The organism is Bradyrhizobium sp. AZCC 2230 (assembly GCF_036924495.1).
Taxonomy (GTDB): Bacteria; Pseudomonadota; Alphaproteobacteria; order Rhizobiales; family Xanthobacteraceae; genus Bradyrhizobium; species Bradyrhizobium rifense.
This window is the reverse complement of the sequence record NZ_JAZHRS010000001.1, coordinates 5,853,833-5,873,538: the sequence shown is the minus strand read 5'-3', so window position 1 is coordinate 5,873,538 and position 19,706 is coordinate 5,853,833. Positions and strand designations below refer to the sequence as shown.

Below are 19,706 nucleotides of genomic sequence, written 5' to 3'. Positions count from 1 at the left end.
GAAGGCATTTCGGGCTAATGATGGCTGGACGATTACAGCAGGCTAGGCTGCGTTGGTTAATGCATGGTTAACACGCGCGCGATGCTGTTTACCGGTGCCGTCACCGTGCCGCCCCCCGGGGATCGGAGAGCACCATCTGCCGCGCGGCTGCGTCTTGGCGGCCTTGCGCAGGCAGCGAGAGCTTCAGCACTTTGGAGATGTTCTCCGAGATCTCGTTGCCGGTGCTGTCACCGCAGATGACGAGGTTTTCCATCGCAAAGACCCTAAATATTTATTGCGGATCGGAAAAAGTAGAAAGTAGTATGTACAACCTATGGGTTAGATTGCATCTTTTATAGATATGCCATTGCACTTTTGCCCCGCGTTAGCAGGGAGAACTGTTTGGATTTTGAATGCGAAAGAGTCTCTTGGAAGCCTTGGTTGAAAAACCTCAGAGAGAGACCTCGGGATCTGATACGTCTGCGCGGTTTGACTATCAAAAAGGCTGGGCGTTCTGTCAGATGCTCCGTAGACACATGGAACAGGCCGACTATTTAGTGGCCTTCGAATTCCACGATGACGTGGTTTTTCTAACGCCGAGTGCTGCTCCGACAAGGGCTGAATTCTTCCAAGTAAAGACATCAAGCTCGGCGAGCCCTCGAAAGTTGGCCGGCTTGCTCTCTCGCCCGAAAAACTCGAACTCAATTTTGGGCAAGATGTTTCTGAATTTCGACGGCTTGCTTTCTGAGCATGAGCTCCAAGTGATCCTTGTTTCAAATATAGCCTTCGAATTCGCGGGAAATGACATATCGGCTACTGAGCTGCCAACAAGCCTTCGGACCAAAATCATTGAAAAACTGAAGGACGAGATTTCGGGCTTCGCAGAAGACCAAGGTAATTTTGCGAAGGGCCTCAAGGCGATACGTGATGGGGGCAAAATCTCTCAACACGAGCTCGAAATTTTGGAGCCGGTGTTGCAGGCCGGGCATGCCGCGGCGCATCGTGGCTGGGCGCCGACTAGAGAGCAGCTAGCGACTATTCTCGATACGGTAGAAGGATTGTTACATCGGCTGCTTGTCTTGCCCAAGTTGGCCGAGGAGCTTGAGGAGGCTGTGCCCTCCAGAGGGGGCCCAAAGACCAAGCAGGTAGCAACATTACCTAACATCAAGGCCAAGATAGATGCAGCGCCTAAGGATCTGCGTGCCGTGTACGATGATCTCGCGGGTCGCTTAAAGGCATTAGGGGATGATGTATCGGTTCATCCGCAGAAGCACTACATCGCGTTTCGGCGCAGGCGTAACTTCGCATCAGTTCAAATCTACAATCGAAAAAAGGTCGTGCGCCTCTATCTCAATCTCGACCCGGACGAGGTCAAGGTGAGCGGTTTGGCTGTACGAGATGTTCGTCAATTGGGACACTTCGGTACAGGCGATGTTGAGATCACGATCCATACAAAAAAGGACGTCGAGATGGCCGGCAGCCTCCTCAAGGCAAGTTATGACGCCTCGTAGGGCAAATATTGATCGTGATTGAGCTCAGAGCAATCGATGCTGCCTTTCAGCCTCTCAAAAACAAAAACGGCCGGATCTTTCGATCCGGCCGTAACGCAAACTCTACTCGGCTAAGCCTACGCCACGCGACGCAACCTAGCCCCCGCCCAATTCGGAAATCTCTTAGCTGGCCTTCTTGACCGGCGCGTCGCCGACCTTCTTCTGGATGGCGCGCTTCAGCTCGAGGGCGCGCGGCGACAGGACGTCGGCCTTGGCCTTGAGCAGGAAGGCGTCGAGGCCGCCATTGTGGTCGACGCTCTTCACCGCGTTGGTGGAGACGCGCAGGCGCACGTTGCGCTCCAGGGCTTCGCTGATGAAGGTCACGTTGACCAGGTTCGGCAGGAAGCGGCGCTTGGTCTTGATGTTGGAGTGGCTGACCTTGTGGCCGACGAGGGGGCCCTTGGCCGTCAGTTCGCAGCGGCGAGACATCTCACTAATCCTTGTTCGAGCCCCCAACGAGTTGCGGCCGCCATCCGGGGCGCCACGGGGGCAAATTCTCTGTCCTTGCAGGGAGCGGGCGGACGTATAGGGGGGAAGGGGCGGGTAGTCAAGGATTTGGGCGGTCTTTTGGCTCGCGCCGCTGCCAGTTCCCCCTCGCCCCGCTTGCGGGGAGAGGGTTGGGGTGAGGGGGGCTCTCCGCGGGGGCGGTGAGAGTTGACGGGCGATGTCTAGCAGCGCCCTCGCGGGAGAGTCCCCCTCACCCGGAATCCGCGCGTCCCGCGCGCATTCCGGCCTCTCCCCGCAGGCGGGGAGAGGCGAAGAGCGATCACCAAAACGGCAATGTTTAAAACGCCTTACCATCACATAAAGGGCGCAATCCACGCCGAAAGACTCCGGTGAGTTCCCGGCTTATCGCGCCCGGATGCATTGCTTGCGGCCGGATTCGGCTTAAGTAACAAACACTCGCTTCCCGATTGGATCGTCTCGTGCACACGTCCCCCCTCTTTCCGCCCCGGCTGCGCTCAGCCGGCAGGCTGGCCTTGGCCGCTTTGGGCGGGCTGGTGCTGGTGTGGGCGGCGGAGCCTGCGGCAGCCCAAGGCAAGCTCGAGGCGCAGTATGAGGCGACGCTATCGGGCATTCCGGTCGGCCGCGGCGCCTGGAACATCGATATCCAGGACGACGTGTTCTCCGCTGCGGCCTCCGGCGGCACCACCGGCATTCTGAAATCGTTTGCGGGCGGGTCCGGCACCGGCGCCTCGCAGGGCCGCGTCGTCAATGGCGCGCTGGTTGCGTCGGCCTACCAGGCTTCCACCACCACCTCGAAGAAGACCGAAGAGATCCACATCACGCTCGACAAGGGCAATGTGAAGGAGTTCGGCATCATTCCGGAGCCGCCGGTCGATGCCGACCGCATCGTCGTCACCGAGGCGCATCGCCGCGGCGTGTTCGATCCGATGACGGCCTCGCTGGTGCGCGTACCCGGTACCGGCGATCCGCTGTCGCCGGAGGCCTGCCACGGCAGCGCGCCCGTGTTCGACGGCCGCATGCGCTACGAGCTGAAGCTCGATTTCAAGCGCATGGAGACCGTGAAGGCGGAGAAGGGCTATCGCGGCCCGGTCGTGGTCTGTGCACTGTATTTCGTGCCCGTCGCCGGCTACATCCCCGACCGCCCCGTGATCAAATACCTCGCCGCCCAGCGCAACATCGAGATCGCCTTCGCACCGGTCGCCGGCACGCGCATTCTGGTCCCGTTCTGGCTGAAGGTTCCGACACCGCTGGGACCCGCGATGCTGGAAGCGACCAGCTTCATCGCCACCGCCCAGCCGCCCAGGGTCGCGAAGACGCAGTAGGGGGCGCGGCCGCGCGGCCCCCTAGTCATATCAACGACTTACCTACTGTGCATGGGGTTGTTTTCGCGAAAGTGAGTTCAGGGCCTTCGATCCCCGGGAATCCATTTGACTCCTCCCCGATTCTGATTCGACTCCGCGCCATCCCCAACTTAACGGAATCCGTCACCACATCGTCGCTTGTGCGGCGTCCCAAAACTCCATCTAGTGCGATGGAAACAGAGTCCCGCGACATGTTGCGTGAACGTAACAGGACTCAGGGGAGAGTCAGCGATTCGGCCGCGATTCGTTCTAGAGTCGTTCCGAAGCTTAAAGCCACAGGGAAAAGCGTCGCAAAGTGAGACAGTTGCGCGGGATTTGGACGACTCTCTCGTCCCCCTCGCCCCGTTCTTACGGGGAGAGGATTGGGGTGAGGGGCTGCTTCCATGGATGCGGTGACAGATGGACTCGCGGAGAGCCCCCCTCACCCGGCGCTAACGCGCCGACCTCTCCCCGCAAGCGGGGCGAGGTGACTTCCAAGCGCTTCTCACTGCCCAGCCCCAAACAGCACTGACATTCGCCCTATCAGCCACTACCTAATCATTCAGACATGGCCTTTTCTTCTTCCCCCTTCGCCTCCGAGCGCGCGCTGTCCGATCGAGTGCCTGGCGCTGGCGTCACTGCGGTGCTCGGGCCGACCAACACCGGCAAGACCCATCTCGCCATCGAACGGATGCTGGCGCATTCCTCGGGCATGATCGGGCTGCCGCTGCGGCTGCTGGCGCGCGAGGTCTATAACAAGATCGTTGGCCGCGTCGGCGCCGACGCCGTCGCGCTGGTGACGGGCGAGGAGAAGATCAAGCCGAAGAACCCGCGTTATTGGGTCTCGACGGTCGAGGCGATGCCGCGCGACCTCGACGTCTCCTTCCTCGCCGTCGACGAGATCCAGATCGCCTCAGATCTCGAACGCGGCCACGTCTTCACCGACCGCATCCTCAACCGCCGCGGCCGCGACGAGACGCTGCTGCTGGGCGCTGCCACCATGCGCCCCATTATCGAGCGGCTGCTGCCCGGCGTCTCCATGATCACCCGGCCGCGGCTGTCGCAGCTCGAATTCGCCGGCGACCGCAAGATCACGCGCCAGCCGCGCCGGACCGCGATCGTCGCGTTCTCGGCCGACGAGGTCTACGCCATCGCCGAGCTGATCAAGCGCCAGCATGGCGGCGCTGCCGTGGTGCTGGGATCGCTGTCGCCGCGCACGCGCAATGCGCAGGTCGAGATGTTCCAGAACGGCGATGTCGACTATCTCGTCGCCACCGACGCCGTCGGCATGGGCCTCAATCTCGACGTCGACCACGTCGCCTTTGCCTCCGACCGCAAGTTCGACGGCTACCAGTTCCGCCGCCTGACGCCGGCCGAGTTCGCGCAGGTCGCCGGCCGCGCCGGCCGCGCCACGCGCAACGGCACTTTTGGCACCACGGGCCGCTGCGGGCCGTTCGAGCCTGAGCTCGTGAACGCGCTCCAGAACCACATCTTCGACCCCGTGAAGATGCTGCAATGGCGCAATTCGAAGCTGGATTTCTCCTCCCTCGGCGCGCTCCAGGTCTCGCTGAACCTCGGCCCCGGCCATGAGGCGCTGACGCGGGCGCCCATCGCCGAGGACATGCGCGTGCTCGATCATGCCGCCCGCGACGTCGAGGTGCGCGATGTCGCGCATGGCAAGGAAGCGGTGGAACGGCTGTGGGAGGCCTGTCAGGTCCCGGACTACCGAAAACTGTCGCCGGCGGCCCATGCCGAACTCGTCACCACGCTCTACGGCTTCCTGATGCAGAAGGGCTGCATCCCCGATTCCTGGTTTGCCGCCCAGATCGACCAGGCTGACCGCATCGACGGCGATATCGACACGCTGTCGGCCCGGATCGCGCAGATTCGCACCTGGACCTTCGTCGCCAACCGCCCGGACTGGCTGAAAGACCCGGAACGCTGGCAGGGGATCGCCCGCGAGGTCGAAAATAAATTATCGGATGCGCTCCATGAACGCTTGACTGAGCGTTTCGTTGATCGCCGGACCAGTGTATTGATGCGCCGCCTGCGGGAGAACACGAGCTTGAATACGGAAATCGGCAAGACCGGCGAAGTCATCGTCGAAGGCCACGTCATCGGCCGCCTCGATGGCTTCACCTTTGCACCGGATGCGGCGGAAGCCGGCTCCGATGCGAAAGCCTTGCAGGCTGCCGCGCAAGCGGTGCTCGCCGGCGAGATCAACACGCGCGCCGAAAGGCTCGGCAACGCGCCGGACGATCAGTTCGTGCTGACCTCGGACGGCACCATCCGCTGGACCGGCGATGCCGTGGCGCGGCTGACCGCCGCAGAGGAGGCGCTGCACCCGCGCATCCGCATCATCTCCGACGAGCGTTTGACCGGTGCGCCGCGTGAGAAGGTGCAGGCGCGGCTCGACCTCTGGCTCAAGACGCATATCGAAAAGCTGCTCGGACCGATGTTCGAGCTGTCGAAGGCCGAGGACGTCACCGGCATCGCCCGCGGCATCGCCTACCAGCTGGTCGAGGCGCTCGGCGTGCTGGAACGGCCGAAGATTGCCAACGAGCTGAAGGATCTCGACCAGCCCTCGCGCGCGACGCTTCGCAAGTACGGCGTCCGCTTCGGCGCCTATCACATCTATTTCCCCGGCATTCTGAAGCCCGCCGCGCGTGCGCTGGCCGCGCTGCTGTGGGCGCTGAAGCAGGACAATGTCGATCTCTCGGCACTGTCGGGTGCGCAGCATCTGGCATCGTCGGGCCGCACCTCGTTCCCGGTCGACAAGCAGCTGCCGCGCGATGCCTATCGCGTGCTCGGCTACAAGCAGGCCGGCGAGCGCGCCGTCCGCGTCGACATTTTGGAGCGCCTGGCCGATCTGATCCGTCCGGCGCTGGCCTGGCGCGACAACGCGCCCGGCGAAAAGCCCGCCGGTGCGTTCGACGGCCGCGGCTTCGTGGTGACGCAGGCCATGACCTCGCTCACCGGCTCCGCCGGCGAGGATTTTGCCTCGGTGCTGCGCGCGCTCGGCTATCGCATGGAGAAGCGTGCGCCGCTGCCGCCGAAGCCGGCCGCGCCCGCTGCCGAGATGCCGGCTGCTGAAGCGTCCGTCGAGACGCCAGCGACCGAGGAGGCCGCTGCGCCGGTGGACGCCGTGATCGAAGCCGCAGCCGAGCCAGTCACCGTCGAAGACGCGCCCGGCATGGAGCAGCACGACGAGCCCGTGCACGAAGAGCCTGCGCTCGAAGCTTCGCCCGAAGCGCCTGTCACGCCCGAAGATGCCCCCGGTATCGCGCCGCCGGCGGAAGAGGCTGCTGCTGAAGAGACTGCTGCTGAAGCGGCTCCCGCCGAGATCGCTGCAACTGAAGCCGCTGCATCGCCCGATGCTGCTGCGCCCGTCGAGGCCGCTGCTGTGCCTGCCGAGCCAGAGCTCGTCGAAGTCTGGCGTCCCGGTGGCCGTCACGAGGATCGCAAGCCGCGCCACGAGCGCCATCGCCATCAGCGTCATAACAACCAGCCGCGTCCGCAGGCCGGGGCTGAGGCCGGTGTTGCGCCAGCGGAAGGCGAAGCTGCGCAGGCCGCCGACGGTGAGAAGCGCGGCGAGCGTCATCGTCATGGCGGCGGTCGCAGGGATGGCGGCAGGGATTTCCGCAAGCCGCGCGAAGGTGGTGAAGGCGCGCCGCGCCAGGAAGGGCGGGACGACAAGAACCGCAGCTTCCAAGGTCGAGATCAAGGCAAGGACCGCGACAACAAGAAGTTCGGCGGCGATCGCGACAAGGGCCGCGACAACCGTGGTCGCGACCGCGACAAGGGCCGCGATCGCCAGGGCGGTCCGTCGCTGCGTCCCTACGCCTCGAGCGCGAATCCGCGCGAGCGCGATCGCCCGGTCGATCCGAACTCGCCCTTCGCGAAGCTCGCTGCGCTGAAGGAGCAGCTCTCCGGTCGCAAGGAGTAGCACAGCGTTTTCAAGCGAAGTGCGGAGCGGTTCGCGTGAAGAAAACGCGTCAGAAGGAATAGAGCCACGACCGAGCGGCAGCGCCTCGACAAATGGCTGTGGCACGCGCGGGTGGTGAAGGCGCGCACCTCCGCGGCTGAGCTGGTCGAGTCCGGACACGTCCGCATCAACGGCACGCGCGAGAAATCGCCGGGCCACGCGATCAAGATCGGCGACGTCATCACCGTCGCGCTCGATCGCACCGTGCGCGTGTTGAAGGTGACCGGATTCAACGAGCGCCGCGGCGATTCAGCCTCGGCGCGCGTGCTCTACGAAGAGCTCGGCGACGTAAAGCGCAATTAATTGCGCTTCGTATTCATTTCTTGGTCGATCAACGGCATAAAGCCGTCATGATCGGGGCTTCCTGATCTTGCAGCGCCGGGCCATCCGCGCTACGCAAGCCGCGACTTTTAGAAGAGCTTTTCGGAGCGTTGGATGACTTACGTCGTCACTGAAGCGTGCATCAAGTGCAAGTACACCGACTGCGTCGAGGTCTGCCCGGTCGACTGTTTCTACGAGGGCGAGAACATGCTCGTCATCCATCCTGACGAGTGCATCGATTGCGGCGTGTGCGAGCCGGAATGCCCCGCCGACGCCATCAAGCCGGACACGGAACCGGGCCTGGAAAAGTGGCTGGAAGTGAACACCCAGTATGCCAAGAGCTGGCCGAACATCACCCAGAAGAAAGAATCACCCGACGACGCGAAGGAATTCGACGGGATGGAAGGGAAGTTCGAGAAATATTTTTCTCCAAACCCCGGCTCCGGAGACTAAATTCCGGCGCAAACTTAACCCTAATACCTTCGTCAGCGTCGAAAACCAGCCCTGAAGACCCCTAAATCATTGATTTTTGCGGGAAATGTGCTATATTGGGCACATTAAGCTGAACCCCCGATCAGCCCAGTTGGCCCCGTTGGGTTCCCGTGAAACCAAATGTCGAACAGGGGCGTGGCAGTTTCCGCGCGCAGGCTGTGTCACAGAAAACGCGTAAAAAGAGTACTTCAGCGAGGGCTTCCCATAAGGAGGCCAAAAAAGTCGCCGCGGCCAGCCGTAGCGCATCCAAGGGTCGGGCCGCTGCCAAGGCGCCGCCGGCTGCAAAGTCCTCGAAGAACAAAAGAAGCGCAATGCCTAACAAGACTGCCAAACCGGCCGCGAAAGCGACCGTTGCAAAGCCTGCTGCTGCCAAGGTTCCCGCTGCCAAGGCTCCCGCTGCCAAGCCTGTTGCTCCGAAGGCTCCTGTTGCTGCCGCCCCCGCCAAGGCCCCCGTTGCTGCTGCCAAGCCGGTCGTGAAGGCCGCTGCACCCGCGCCGAAGGTCGAGGAAAAGAAGGTCGTGACCCAGCGTCAGGGCTTCAAGGCCAATGAATTCGTCGTCTATCCCGCTCACGGCGTCGGCCAGATCCTGGCCATCGAGGAGCAAGAGATCGCCGGCGCGAAGCTCGAGCTGTTCGTCATCAACTTCATCAAGGACAAGATGACGCTGCGCGTTCCGACCGCCAAGGTCGCCAACGTCGGCATGCGCAAGCTGTCCGAGCCCGCGCTGGTCAAGAAGGCGCTCGAGACCCTCAAGGGCCGCGCCCGCGTCAAGCGCACCATGTGGTCGCGCCGCGCCCAGGAATACGAAGCGAAGATCAACTCGGGCGATATCGTCGCGATCGCGGAAGTCGTGCGCGACCTCTATCGCTCGGAGTCGCAGCCGGAGCAGTCCTACTCTGAACGTCAGCTCTATGAAGCCGCGCTCGATCGTCTCTCCCGCGAGATCGCGGTGGTGCAGCACTCGACCGAGACCGAAGCGGTCAAGGAGATCGAGGCCCAGCTCGCCAAGAGCCCGCGCCGCAACGCCAAGGCGGAAGCCGCGGAAGGCGAGGGCGATACGGATGCCGACGGCGATACCGACGAGACCGATGGCGACGGCACCACCGTCGCCGACGAGGCCGCGTAAGCGGCTCGTCAAGGCAAGAGATCAAAAGCCCGGCCGCTTGGCCGGGCTTTTTTGTTTGTGATGCAACGGCGCTCGAGCCTTGCCCTACGGCGCCGCGCGCGGCTGGGTCCAGATCGCGATCGGCCGCTCGAGCCCGCGGATCGCTTGAGGATCCAGGGCGATCAACGATGCAAATGTCTCGGCTGTGCTGCCGAGCTCCAGCTTGGCGCGGCTGACGAGATCATGGCTTGCCACCAGCGCGCAGTCGAGCGTGCGCGTCAGTGCTTCGAGGCGGCTTGCGGCGTTGACGGTCGCGCCGATCACGGCAAATTCCAGACAGGTGTGCCCGATGTCGCCGAGCACCACCGGCCCGTAATGCAGGCCAAAGCTGACGTGCATCGGCGGCTCACCGGATGCTCTTCGCCGCGCGCTCCACCCGTCCGCCGCCGCAATCATGGCCTGGGCGCAGCGCAGCGCGTTGCTTGCGTCGTGCGTGCCGGCGAAGGGCGTGCCGAATGTCGCCATCAATCCGTCACCCAGATATTTGTCCAACGTGCCGTCGTGACGGAAAACCTCCTGCTCCATCAATCCGTGGAATTCGCGCAACGTCCGCACCACCTCCTCCGGGGGACGCACATCGGCAAAGGCCGTGAACCCGACGATATCCACGAACAGCACCGCGACGTTCTGCGTGCGCACCTGCTTCAGTGGCTCGTCGTGCTTCGACAATTCCGTCACGACGTTGGGTGAGAAGTAGCGCGCAAGATTGCCGCGCTCCCGTTCCACCGCGGCATGCCGGATCAGCAGATCGTTGCTGCGACGGACGGCGAGCGCCAGCGTCACGGCGACGATCATGAAGACGACGATCTCCTGGATGCGGAGGCCGAATCCGATCGCAGCGGGCGAGATCAGCGCGAACAGCCTGTGATCGCCGCCCACCGCGTCCGCAATGCGGGCGGTCAGTGCGGGATCGCGATCAGGTTGCCACCACACCCAGGCCAGGCCGATCACCCAGAGCGCCGCGGTCCATGTCCCGACCGCAACCACGGTTCGCCAGGAATAGGCCAGCGGGGCGGTCGAGAGCAGCACGAAGAAGTAGATGAAGTTGCCGAAATGGTATTGCATCGGCACCGGCCAGTGCGTCGTGCCGAAAGGGTTCGGGACGACGATGACGAATGTGAGCAGCGCCAGGTCGCAGAACAAAAGCGCCAATTCCGACCGCGACACGCCGACCCGCCCAACCCTGACCTGGGCCCAGCCGATCAGTGCGAACAGGCCGAGCAGCGCCACGTAGTAGAGCTGCTCCCAGGCCGGGTTGATGGCCGGCAGCAGGCAGGCGATGACGGCCAGCGCGACATAGCGCGCCCGCACGGCCAGTTGCAGGCCCTCCTGCTTGGCGGATGCGAGTGCGGCCTGCGCGAACTGGACGGTTTCGGTCTCGCGCTGGCTGCGCGCGCGTGAAGGCGCGGCAGACGAGTCGAGGCGCTCGACGAGCATTGTCACGGGGCAGTCTCCTCGCTTGGGCCGTTGCAGCACAACGTCGGCCGCCAGCCGCCGCATTCGACAGTCTAGTGATGCATAGCCGCGAGGTCATCAGCTGAGGTGAGTGTGTTTCCCCCGCGCGTCGAGCGCGACTTGGGTGTTGCCTTCGGCCTTAAAACCGCTTCGATGTCGTCGATGTTCGACGGCTTTGCCAGATAGTGGCAGGTTCCTGACTTGATAGCTTCCATGGCGGTGGAGATGCTCGATCATTGGTCCCGGTGAACCCGAAGCCGGTTCGCAGGCACTGATGAAAGCAATAGGCAACGCAGCTTTCACAGATGGCCAGGCCGATCTCCCGCGTCCTTCAGTCCTGCCTCCTCCTGTGTTGCATGACCTTTCCTGCTGCACCTGCCGAGCGCATCGTATTCAAACATGAAAATGCCGCTGATCTGCGCGGCCTCGTCAACGTGTTGAGCGCCTTCCGCGCCGCTTGCCTTGCCGAGCCCGTGACATCGGGCCTGCCAACCCAGCTTGTCCCCGACGGCTATCGCATCGTCACCCGCGCCGTCTACATGTGGGGCAAGGAGGACGGATCGTTTCCGGATACCGCCACCCTGTCGAAGACCGGCGAGGAGGACAGTGATGTTGCCGGCGGCTACCCCATCATCGATTTCACGCTTCCGACTGCAAAACTGCCCGACGGTGCATGCAGCGTCAGCTGGAAGCGGCGTTGGAGGCAGGACTATCCCGACGGCGCCAGTCGCCTGAGCCTCGACATGGCAGCGTCCCTTTCGGCGCGCGTGTCTTACTATCTGGATGCGACACTGCTCTCGAAGCCCAACGACGTCTTCGCCATCGCCGACAGCTATAGCGACCTGACGACGTGGCGGACGGAATGCAAGGCAACCAGGCTTTGCCGCTTTGACGTCAATGCGCGCTTCGATCAGCAGGGTATTGACGTCACGATCATGTTGCGGGGAGAGGTGGAGAAGTAGTCATTTCCTGACCAACGGAATCTGCAAATTGGTCGGCCGGTTCTGCTCAGTGTCGAAGCCACGGCCGTCGATGTTGCGCGCGCCCCAGAACAACAGGTCGCCCCTGAGATAGACGAGGTCGTACTCCATGAAGTTCGTAGCCTCCGCGAGTCCGAAGGGAGCGAAGGTCTTGCCAAAGATGCTTTGGGTTGCGTTGACGACCCACGGCGCGTATCCGGCGGAAGCGACTTTGTTGAGCACGTCGGCGAACCCCTGCGCCAGCGGCGTAACTTCGTAGGTTTCGTCCGCGATGAAGTCGACTTTCTGCGCACCCGGTGCAATCGGATGCGCGCCGCGCCACTGCATGTGCCCGCCGATCCTGATCCGTGCGAGCGGCACGGCACCGTAGGGATCGGCCGAGTTGACGATTTCGAGCTCGAAGCGGTCGGACGGCTGATATCTGAAGCTGCGCTTGAGGTAGAACGGCTTGAGCGAACCATCGGGATTCTTCGCCGCGCTCGGCCGTATCTCCGGTGCAATGCTCTCCCAATTGCCGAGCATCGCCTGCTTCAGTCCTGCCACGTCCTGTTCCATGCCGGTTGCCTTCGCTTGAGTATTGGGGGATTGCGGTGCCGCCCCGCCAGCTCCCGCCAGCGCGAGGATCAGCATCGCTGCTTGAATGGCTTTGAACATGCGGAGCTCTTTTTCCCATAACGGCGCCTGCGGCATGCCCTGCTTGCCAGGCAGACCTCATTCACGGTGGCTATACGGTGCGCTAGCTCCGCTGAACAAGACTTTGTAAGCTGGCCTCATGCCTGTGAGATATGGGAGATCGTGATGGAGCTTCGGCATCTCCGCTATTTCGTCGCCGTTGCCGACGCAGGCAGTTTGACCGTTGCCGCCGAGAAGAAGCTGCACACGTCGCAGCCGTCGCTCAGCCGGCAGATCCGCGATCTCGAGCAGGAGGTTGGGGTTTCCCTGATGAGCCGCAGCGCCCAAGGCATCGCGCTGACGGCGGCCGGCAAGGCCTTTCTCGAGCACGCCAGAATGGCGCTGCTTCAGGCGGAGGCTGCCAAGGAAGCGGCGCTTCGTGCCGCGCAGCCCCCGCAGCCCGCTTTCTCGTTGGGCTTTCTATCGGGTGCCGAAATCGACCTGCTGCCCGAGGTGGATCGCGTTCTGCGCGACGCATTTCCCGGCATCGACATCCGCCTGTCGAGCGATTACTCGCCCTCGCTTGCCAAGGCCCTGATGCGGCGAAAGCTCGATGCCGCTTTCATCCGGCCGGAGGAGCATATGGAAGATCTGGCCTGCCGGCGCGTGCGAACCGACCCGTTGGTCTTCGTCTTTCCAAGGGATCATCGCCTGGCTTCGCGGACCCATGTGGCGCCGGAGGAGGTTGCGGAAGAGACGTTCTATCTTCCGTCGAAATCTGCGCCGGCGGTGCGCCGTATCGTTCTGGAATATTTCAACCGGGCCGGCATCGACCTCAAGCCCGACCGCGAAGTCCACAACGTCGTCCATGCGATCTCGATGATCGCATCGACGCGCGGCGTCATGATGCTGCCGGCCTACACGAAGCGATATTTGCCGGAGACGATCACGACCCGGCCGGTGCAGGGAGAGGCTCCGGTGATCGACCTCGTCGTCGCCTATCACAAGGCGAACAAGTCGCCGATCGTGAAGCTGCTTCTCTCGGAGGTCGGCAAGCTCGTGTCGTCGTCCTGAATTCTTGCGAGACGTGCCGCAAGCAGGCGCGCATTTCACTTTGTAGTGACGGAGACGGTTGTAATTGTCGTGTGAAGCCCAGGTTGTGCTATGGCTTGTAACGCTACAGGGAGGGGAAGAAACTAAGAAAATCTCAAGGGAGCCAACCATGACAAGAAAACTATTCGTCGCTCCTGCAATCCTTTCTCTCTCGGCTTCTGCGGCTTCTGCGGCTTCTGCGGCTTCTGCCGCTTCGGCAGCGCATCGTCATCACCACGCCCTGAACGCACAGGCTGGCGTTCCGGATCCTGCTTCTCCGCCTCCAACGGGTTGGACGGGTGGTCCGAACAGCAGCGATCACGCCACCTATCTCAAAAATTTGCACGATTCCGGCTACAACCCGAAGAACGATTTCGACGCCAACGGGCACATCGCGGGCCAATAGCTATTGCTTGAACAGCGAAGGCGGAAGCGCGACCACAGGCTTGCATTCCTCGTGGATAGCAGGCGGCGCGCTTCCGCTGCCGCGTATGCGTGAGATTGTCGTCGGCCGATCTGCCCGGCGAGAGTGCCTATTTCACCGGCCGCTTCTCGAGCTTCCGTGCCAGCGTGCGCCTATGCATGCCCAGCCGCCTTGCCGCTTCCGAGATGTTGAAATCCGTCTCGATCAGCGTCTGGTGGATGCGCTCCCATTCCAGCGTCTTGATCGATGTCGGCCGCACGTCCAGCGCGACGTCGGCGTTGCCTTCGGCCTTGTTGAAGGCGGCTTCGATGTCGTCGGTGTTGGAGGGCTTTGCGAGGTAGTGGCAGGCGCCGAGCTTGATGGCCTCGACGGCGGTCGAGATGCTGGCAAAACCCGTCAGCACCACGATCAGCATCTCCTCGTCATGGGTGTGCAGCAGCTCGACGCAGGCAAGGCCAGAGGCGCCACCGAGCTTGAGATCGACCACGGCATAGCCAAAGGATCGATCCTCTAGAACCGTCCGAACCTCGTCGATCGAGGCGGCGAGCACGACCTCGTAGCCGCGGCGCTCGAACGAACGCTTCAGCGTGCGCGCAAAACCTTCATCGTCCTCGACGACGATGAGCGAACGGTCAGGCGTCAAAGCTGCCTCCGATCGCGAGCGTGGCGAGCGGCAGCGTCAGGCGCACGGTGGCGCCGCGCTTCCTGTGGTTCTCGGCCGTCACGCTTCCCCCCAGCTTGCGCACCACGTTCACCACCAGGAACAGGCCGAGCCCGCCGCCGGCGCGGCCCTTGCTCGACTGATAGGGCTTTCCGAGCTGCGCCAGCATTTCCGGCGCGAAGCCCGGGCCGCGATCGCTGATCGACAGCACCAGATTGTCGCCCTCGCGCTCGGCGACCAGCTCGACCCACTCGCGCGAGACTTCATAGGCGTTGTCGAGCACGTTGAAGATCACCTGCTTCAGCGCGATGTCCGAGACGATCGCGACGTCCTCGCCAAAGGTGTTGACGAAATACAGTGTGCGCGCCGAGCGGGCGTCGCGCCATTCCTCGACCAGCGCGGTGACGAAGGCGGTCACCGTTGTCGGCGAGGATCCCTCGCCGCGGGCTTCGCCGGCCGACACCAGAATGCCCGTCACGATGGTCTTGCAGCGCTGCAACGAGGTTTCCATCTCGGTGAGGTCCTCGGCGAGCTCCTGATCGGCGGCGAGATCCGGCATGCGGCGCCAGTCGCTGAGGATCACCGAGAGCGAGGCGAGTGGCGTGCCGAGCTCATGTGCCGCGCCGGAGGCGAGCAGCCCCATGCGGACGATGTGGTCCTGCTCGGCGGCGTGCTGGCGCAGCGCCGCCAGATGCGCATCGCGCTCGCGCAAATTCCTGTTGATGCGGGTGACGAACACGACCAGCAGCACGGCGTTGAGGATGAAGCCCAGCAGCATGCCGGTGACGGTGAGCGTGTAGGTCTCGCTCAGCGGATTCGGCGGCAGGTCGAGCGGCCGGTAGGCCATCGTCAGCCACACGAAGCTGGCGCAGCTCAGCGCCACCAGCGACCAGGTCGAGCGGGCATCGAGCAGCACCGCGCCGAGCGTGACCTGGAGCAGGAACAGCGAGGTGAAGGGATTGGTGGCACCGCCGCTCAGGTAAAGTTGCGCGGTCAGTGCGGCGACATCCAGCATCAGCGCGACCAGGAGCTCGTTGTTGGTGATCGCGGCGCGATGGCGCACCCAGACCAGGCTCGAGACATTGAGCAGCACCAGCGCGCCGATCACCGCGCCCATGCGGGTCAGGGGCAGGGGAATGCCGAGCCAGAAATGCACGCCGCCGATGGTCACGATCTGGCCGACCACCGCGGTCCAGCGCAGCTGGATCAGCAGCGCCATGTTCTTGCGGTTGGTCTCGTCGTCGGTGGGGGCCGCGCCGACCAGCTCGCTGCGCGCGTCCGCCTGCGATTGCAGGGTGACGGCCAGCTCGCCGTAAGTGTTCCCGTCGTCAGGTTGATTCGACGATCGTTCCAGCATCTGATCCCGCCCTGCGGGCGGAGGCATCCGAGCCGCCGGCCGGTTCGTGGACGAAGCGATTGCGGCGGAACAGCCCGCCGCCGAATGTGACGAGAAGTCTACCGGCCAGCATGAAAGCCAGGGCAAACCACGTCAGCGCGTAGATCAGGTGGTTATTGGGAAAGCGGATCACGGTCAATCCGCCGATTGGACCGCCGCCGGATTGTGATCCGGCATCGGCATCGACGAAGAAGGGCGCGACGTTCTGGAGATCGCGCGCGGCCGCGATCGCGGCGACATCGCGCGAATACCAGCGGTTGTGCTGGGGCACGTTGTCCCTGAGAAATCCGCCTTTCGGCGCGGTGATGCGCAGGAGGCCGGTGATTTCGACCTGGCCGTCCGGATTGCCGGCCTGGCGCGTCGATGGGTCGCGCAGCTCGGACGGCACGAAGCCGCGATTGATCAGGACAAGCGTGCCGTCGCTGCGTTGGAGCGGCGTCAGCACCCAATAGCCGGGGCCTTCCTCGGTGACGGCCTGAACCAGCGTCTCGCGGTCGTGCAGGAAACGGCCGGAGACGCTGACATGCCGGTATTCGTCGGTTGCGGCCGAGACTGCGGGCCAAGCTGCGCGCGAGGGGATCGGCTGTGCCGGAGCATGAACGCGCTGCTCGACGCGGTCGATCAAGGCGAGCTTCCAGGCGCGGCGTTCGACCTGCCAGACGCCGAGGGCGATCAGGACAACGAAGGCGGCGAGTGAGAGAACCGTGAGCCACAGGGACGGCCGCGCAGCCCTGGCGGGGCTGCGCGGTTCATCGTCCTCGGGGCTCACGAGATCGCTCACTTCATTCCCGTCATCTCGTGGATCGGCATCATGTTGCTGTTGAGGTGGTTCATCACCCACAGCGAACCGGACAGCGCGATCACCACCATGACGATGGTGAAGATCAGCGCCATCATGCTCCAGCCGTTCTCGGATTTGGGGCTCATGTGCAGGAAGTAGATCATGTGCACGACGATCTGCACGACGGCGAAGGCCATGATGACCAGCGCGGTGATCTGCTTGCTCGGCAGCGTGCCGCTCATCACCAGCCAGAACGGGATCGCGGTGAGCACCACCGAGAGCACAAAACCGAGCATGTAGCCCGAGAACGTGCTGTGGGCATGGCCGTCGTCGTGGTGATGGTCGCCCACGTGGGCGGCGTGGGTGTCGGTGTTCATCGCAGAACTCCCAGGAGATAGACGAAGGTGAAGACGCCGATCCAGACCACGTCGAGGAAGTGCCAGAACATCGACAGGCACATCAGGCGACGGCGGTTGGCCTCGATCAGGCCGAAACGCCAGACCTGCACCATCAGGGTCACCAGCCAGATCAGGCCGCAGGAGACGTGCAGGCCGTGGGTGCCGACCAGGGTGAAGAAGGAGGACAGGAAGGCGCTGCGCTGCGGCGTGGCGCCTTCATGGATCATGTGGGCGAACTCGGTGAGCTCGATGCTGATGAAGGCGACGCCGAACAGGCCGGTGATCGCAAGCCACATCTGCGTCTGCGCGATCTTGTTCTGCTGCATCGTCAGCATCGCAAAACCATAGGTGATCGACGACAGCAGCAGCATCGAGGTGTTGACCGCGACCAGGTTGAGGTCGAACAGATCCTTCGGCGCGGGCCCGGCGGCGTAGTTGGCGCCGAGCACGCCGAAGGCGGCGAACAGCATCGCGAAGATGAGGCAGTCGCTCATCAGGTAGATCCAGAAGCCGAGCGAAGTGCTGTAGCCTTCGGGATGCGGGTGTTCGTCGGCGACGTAGAAGATCGGCTCGCCGGTTTGCGAGGGATTGACAGCGACAGTCATTTACTTGGCTCCGGCGAGCAGTTTGGTGCGCGCGTCCTCGGTCCGGATGACGTCGTCAGCCGGAATGTCGAAGTCGCGGTGATAGTTAAAGGTGTGACCGATCCCGACGGCGAGCATCGCCATGAAGCTCGCAGCCGCCAGCCACCAGATGTACCAGATCAGGCCGAATCCCATTGCTGTGGCGAAGCCGGCGAGGATGACGCCGGTGCCGGTGCTGCTGGGCATATGGATCGGCTTGAACCCGATGAGCGGACGCTGATAACCGCGCTTCTTCATGTCCCACCACGCGTCATTGTCGTGAACGACGGGGGTGAAAGCGAAGTTGTAGTCGGGCGGGGGCGAGGAGGTCGCCCATTCCAGCGTGCGCGCATCCCAGGGGTCGCCGGTGACGTCCTTGAGTTGCTCGCGCTTGATGAACGAGACCGCGAACTGCATCAGCATGCTGAGGATGCCGAGGAAGACGAGGCCGGCGCCGATCGCGGCGATGACGAACCAGATCTGAAGCGAAGGATCGTCGAACACGCGCAGGCGGCGGGTCACGCCCATCAGGCCGAGCACATAGAGCGGCATGAAGGCCATGTAGAAGCCGGTGACCCAGAACCAGAACGACAGCTTGCCCCAGAACGGATCGAGCTTGAAGCCGAACGCCTTCGGGAACCAGTAGTTGATGCCGGCGAAAGCGCCGAACACGACGCCGCCGATGATCACGTTGTGGAAGTGCGCGATCAGGAACAGGCTGTTGTGCAGGACGAAGTCGGCCGGTGGCACTGCGAGCAGCACGCCGGTCATGCCGCCGAGCACGAAGGTCAGCATGAAGGCGATCGTCCACAGCATCGGCAGCTCGAAGCGGATGCGGCCGCGATACATCGTGAACAGCCAGTTGAACATCTTCGCGCCCGTCGGGATCGAGATGATCATCGTGGTGATGCCGAAGAACGAGTTGACGCTGGCGCCCGAGCCCATCGTGAAGAAGTGGTGCAGCCAGACCAGATACGACAGGATGGTGATGACCACCGTGGCGTAGACCATCGAGGTGTAGCCGAACAGCCGCTTGCCGGAGAAGGTCGAGGTCACTTCCGAGAAGATGCCGAAGGCGGGGAGAACCAGGATGTAGACCTCGGGATGACCCCAGATCCAGATCAGGTTCACGTACATCATCGGGCTGCCGCCGAAATCGTTCGTGAAGAAGTTGGTGCCGACGTAGCGATCGAGCGAGAGCAGCGCGAGCACGACGGTCAGAACGGGGAACGAGGCGACGATCAGGATGTTGGTGCAGAGCGCGGTCCAGGTGAACACCGGCATCCTCATCATGGTCATGCCGGGGCAGCGCAGCTTGACGATGGTGCAGATCAGGTTGATGCCGGACAGTGTCGTTCCGACGCCGGCGACCTGCAGCGCCCAGATGTAATAGTCGACACCGACGTCAGGACTGTAGCCGATGTTCGACAGCGGCGGATAAGCCAGCCAGCCGGTGCGGGCGAATTCGCCGATGAACAGCGAGGCCATCACCAGCACCGCGCCGCCGACCGTCATCCAGAAGCTGAAATTGTTCAGGAACGGGAACGACACGTCGCGCGCGCCGATCTGCAGCGGCACGACGTAGTTCATCAGACCCGTGACCAGCGGCATCGCCACGAAGAAGATCATGATCACGCCGTGGGCTGTGAAGACCTGGTCGTAGTGATGGGCGGGAAGGAAGCCTTCGGAGCCGCCGAATGCGAGCGCCTGTTGCGCGCGCATCATGAGCGCGTCGGCGAAGCCGCGCAGCAGCATCACGATGCCGAGGATCATGTACATGATGCCGATGCGCTTGTGGTCGACGGTGGTGAACCACTCGCGCCACAGATAGCCCCAGAGGCGGAAATAGGTGACGCCGGCGAACAACGCGCCGCCGCCGAGCGCGACCATCACGAAGGTGCCGACCAGGATCGGCTCGTGCAGCGGCAGCGAATCGAGGCCGAGACGGCCGAAGATGAGCTTGAGAAGATCAGGAGACATGCG

At 63.2% G+C, this 19,706-nt stretch carries 17 protein-coding genes and 3 pseudogenes; 9 read left to right on the top strand and 11 right to left on the bottom strand.

Annotated elements, in window-relative coordinates; translation table 11 throughout:
* Positions 1-92: 92 nt before the first annotated feature.
* Positions 93-253: pseudogene (locus V1280_RS28155) on the bottom strand (DUF2235 domain-containing protein); the annotation flags it as partial.
* Positions 254-392: 139 nt separating this feature from the next.
* Here V1280_RS28155 and V1280_RS28150 point away from each other — a divergent pair.
* Complete coding sequence (locus tag V1280_RS28150) at positions 393-1,490, top strand: dsDNA nuclease domain-containing protein (RefSeq protein ID WP_334531800.1); 1,098 nt, start codon at positions 393-395, stop codon at positions 1,488-1,490.
* A 162-nt stretch (positions 1,491-1,652) separates the two neighbouring features.
* On the opposite strand, the gene rpmB is transcribed toward V1280_RS28150, so the two are convergent.
* Positions 1,653-1,958: a 50S ribosomal protein L28 gene (gene rpmB / locus V1280_RS28145; protein ID WP_148751926.1), complete on the bottom strand. Its 306-nt coding sequence runs from the start codon at positions 1,956-1,958 to the stop codon at positions 1,653-1,655.
* Positions 1,959-2,509: 551 nt separating this feature from the next.
* Here rpmB and V1280_RS28140 point away from each other — a divergent pair.
* The 5 genes and pseudogenes from V1280_RS28140 (at position 2,510) to V1280_RS28120 (ending at position 9,262) form a co-directional block, all read left to right on the top strand.
* Positions 2,510-3,319 (top strand): DUF3108 domain-containing protein, encoded by an 810-nt coding sequence (locus V1280_RS28140; RefSeq protein ID WP_334531792.1) that lies wholly within the window; start codon positions 2,510-2,512, stop codon positions 3,317-3,319.
* Between the two features lie 586 nt (positions 3,320-3,905).
* Entirely contained in the window at positions 3,906-7,283 is a 3,378-nt protein-coding gene (locus tag V1280_RS28135) for a helicase-related protein (protein ID WP_334531789.1), read from the top strand.
* Positions 7,284-7,355: 72 nt separating this feature from the next.
* Positions 7,356-7,625, top strand: a pseudogene (locus tag V1280_RS28130) (RNA-binding S4 domain-containing protein); the annotation flags it as partial.
* Positions 7,626-7,757: 132 nt separating this feature from the next.
* Positions 7,758-8,096: a ferredoxin FdxA gene (gene fdxA, locus V1280_RS28125; RefSeq protein WP_140975910.1), complete on the top strand. Its 339-nt coding sequence runs from the start codon at positions 7,758-7,760 to the stop codon at positions 8,094-8,096.
* Positions 8,097-8,446: 350 nt separating this feature from the next.
* Positions 8,447-9,262 (top strand): CarD family transcriptional regulator, encoded by an 816-nt coding sequence (locus tag V1280_RS28120; RefSeq protein ID WP_334531782.1) that lies wholly within the window; start codon positions 8,447-8,449, stop codon positions 9,260-9,262.
* Positions 9,263-9,346: 84 nt separating this feature from the next.
* Here the strand turns inward: V1280_RS28120 and V1280_RS28115 are convergent, their stop codons facing one another.
* Together V1280_RS28115 and V1280_RS28110 are read right to left on the bottom strand one after the other, a co-directional pair.
* Positions 9,347-10,738, bottom strand: a complete 1,392-nt coding sequence (locus tag V1280_RS28115; protein ID WP_334538442.1) for an adenylate/guanylate cyclase domain-containing protein — start codon at positions 10,736-10,738, stop codon at positions 9,347-9,349.
* 120 nt (positions 10,739-10,858) lie between these two features.
* A pseudogene (locus V1280_RS28110) lies at positions 10,859-10,989 on the bottom strand (two-component system response regulator); the annotation flags it as partial.
* A 123-nt stretch (positions 10,990-11,112) separates the two neighbouring features.
* On the opposite strand from V1280_RS28110, the gene V1280_RS28105 reads away from it, so the two are divergent.
* Positions 11,113-11,718 (top strand): hypothetical protein, encoded by a 606-nt coding sequence (locus tag V1280_RS28105; protein WP_334531779.1) that lies wholly within the window; start codon positions 11,113-11,115, stop codon positions 11,716-11,718.
* On the opposite strand, the gene V1280_RS28100 is transcribed toward V1280_RS28105, so the two are convergent.
* Entirely contained in the window at positions 11,719-12,426 is a 708-nt protein-coding gene (locus V1280_RS28100) for a hypothetical protein (RefSeq protein ID WP_334531776.1), read from the bottom strand.
* A gap of 108 nt (positions 12,427-12,534) precedes the next feature.
* On the opposite strand from V1280_RS28100, the gene V1280_RS28095 reads away from it, so the two are divergent.
* Both V1280_RS28095 and V1280_RS28090 read left to right on the top strand, forming a co-directional pair.
* Positions 12,535-13,422: a LysR substrate-binding domain-containing protein gene (locus V1280_RS28095; RefSeq protein WP_334531774.1), complete on the top strand. Its 888-nt coding sequence runs from the start codon at positions 12,535-12,537 to the stop codon at positions 13,420-13,422.
* Positions 13,423-13,570: 148 nt separating this feature from the next.
* Positions 13,571-13,846: a hypothetical protein gene (locus tag V1280_RS28090; RefSeq protein WP_334531771.1), complete on the top strand. Its 276-nt coding sequence runs from the start codon at positions 13,571-13,573 to the stop codon at positions 13,844-13,846.
* 127 nt (positions 13,847-13,973) lie between these two features.
* On the opposite strand, the gene V1280_RS28085 is transcribed toward V1280_RS28090, so the two are convergent.
* The 6 genes from V1280_RS28085 to cyoB are packed head-to-tail and all read right to left on the bottom strand — an operon-like array spanning position 13,974 to position 19,703.
* Entirely contained in the window at positions 13,974-14,507 is a 534-nt protein-coding gene (locus V1280_RS28085) for a response regulator transcription factor (RefSeq protein ID WP_334531769.1), read from the bottom strand.
* Positions 14,497-15,882, bottom strand: a complete 1,386-nt coding sequence (locus tag V1280_RS28080; protein ID WP_334531766.1) for an ATP-binding protein — start codon at positions 15,880-15,882, stop codon at positions 14,497-14,499. Before V1280_RS28080 ends, V1280_RS28085 begins: the two co-directional genes overlap by 11 nt.
* Positions 15,854-16,702: an SURF1 family protein gene (locus tag V1280_RS28075; RefSeq protein WP_334531763.1), complete on the bottom strand. Its 849-nt coding sequence runs from the start codon at positions 16,700-16,702 to the stop codon at positions 15,854-15,856. Before V1280_RS28075 ends, V1280_RS28080 begins: the two co-directional genes overlap by 29 nt.
* A complete protein-coding gene (gene cyoD, locus V1280_RS28070) occupies positions 16,699-17,079 on the bottom strand; it encodes a cytochrome o ubiquinol oxidase subunit IV (RefSeq protein ID WP_334531760.1) in 381 nt (126 codons plus the stop codon). The genes V1280_RS28075 and cyoD overlap by 4 nt, the downstream gene beginning before the upstream one ends.
* Positions 17,076-17,705: a cytochrome o ubiquinol oxidase subunit III gene (cyoC, locus tag V1280_RS28065; RefSeq protein ID WP_334531757.1), complete on the bottom strand. Its 630-nt coding sequence runs from the start codon at positions 17,703-17,705 to the stop codon at positions 17,076-17,078. The genes cyoD and cyoC overlap by 4 nt, the downstream gene beginning before the upstream one ends.
* Positions 17,706-19,703 carry a cytochrome o ubiquinol oxidase subunit I gene (gene cyoB / locus V1280_RS28060; RefSeq protein ID WP_334531755.1) on the bottom strand — a complete coding sequence of 666 codons (1,998 nt, stop codon included), beginning with the start codon at positions 19,701-19,703 and terminating at the stop codon, positions 17,706-17,708.
* Between the last annotated feature and the right edge of the window lie 3 nt (positions 19,704-19,706).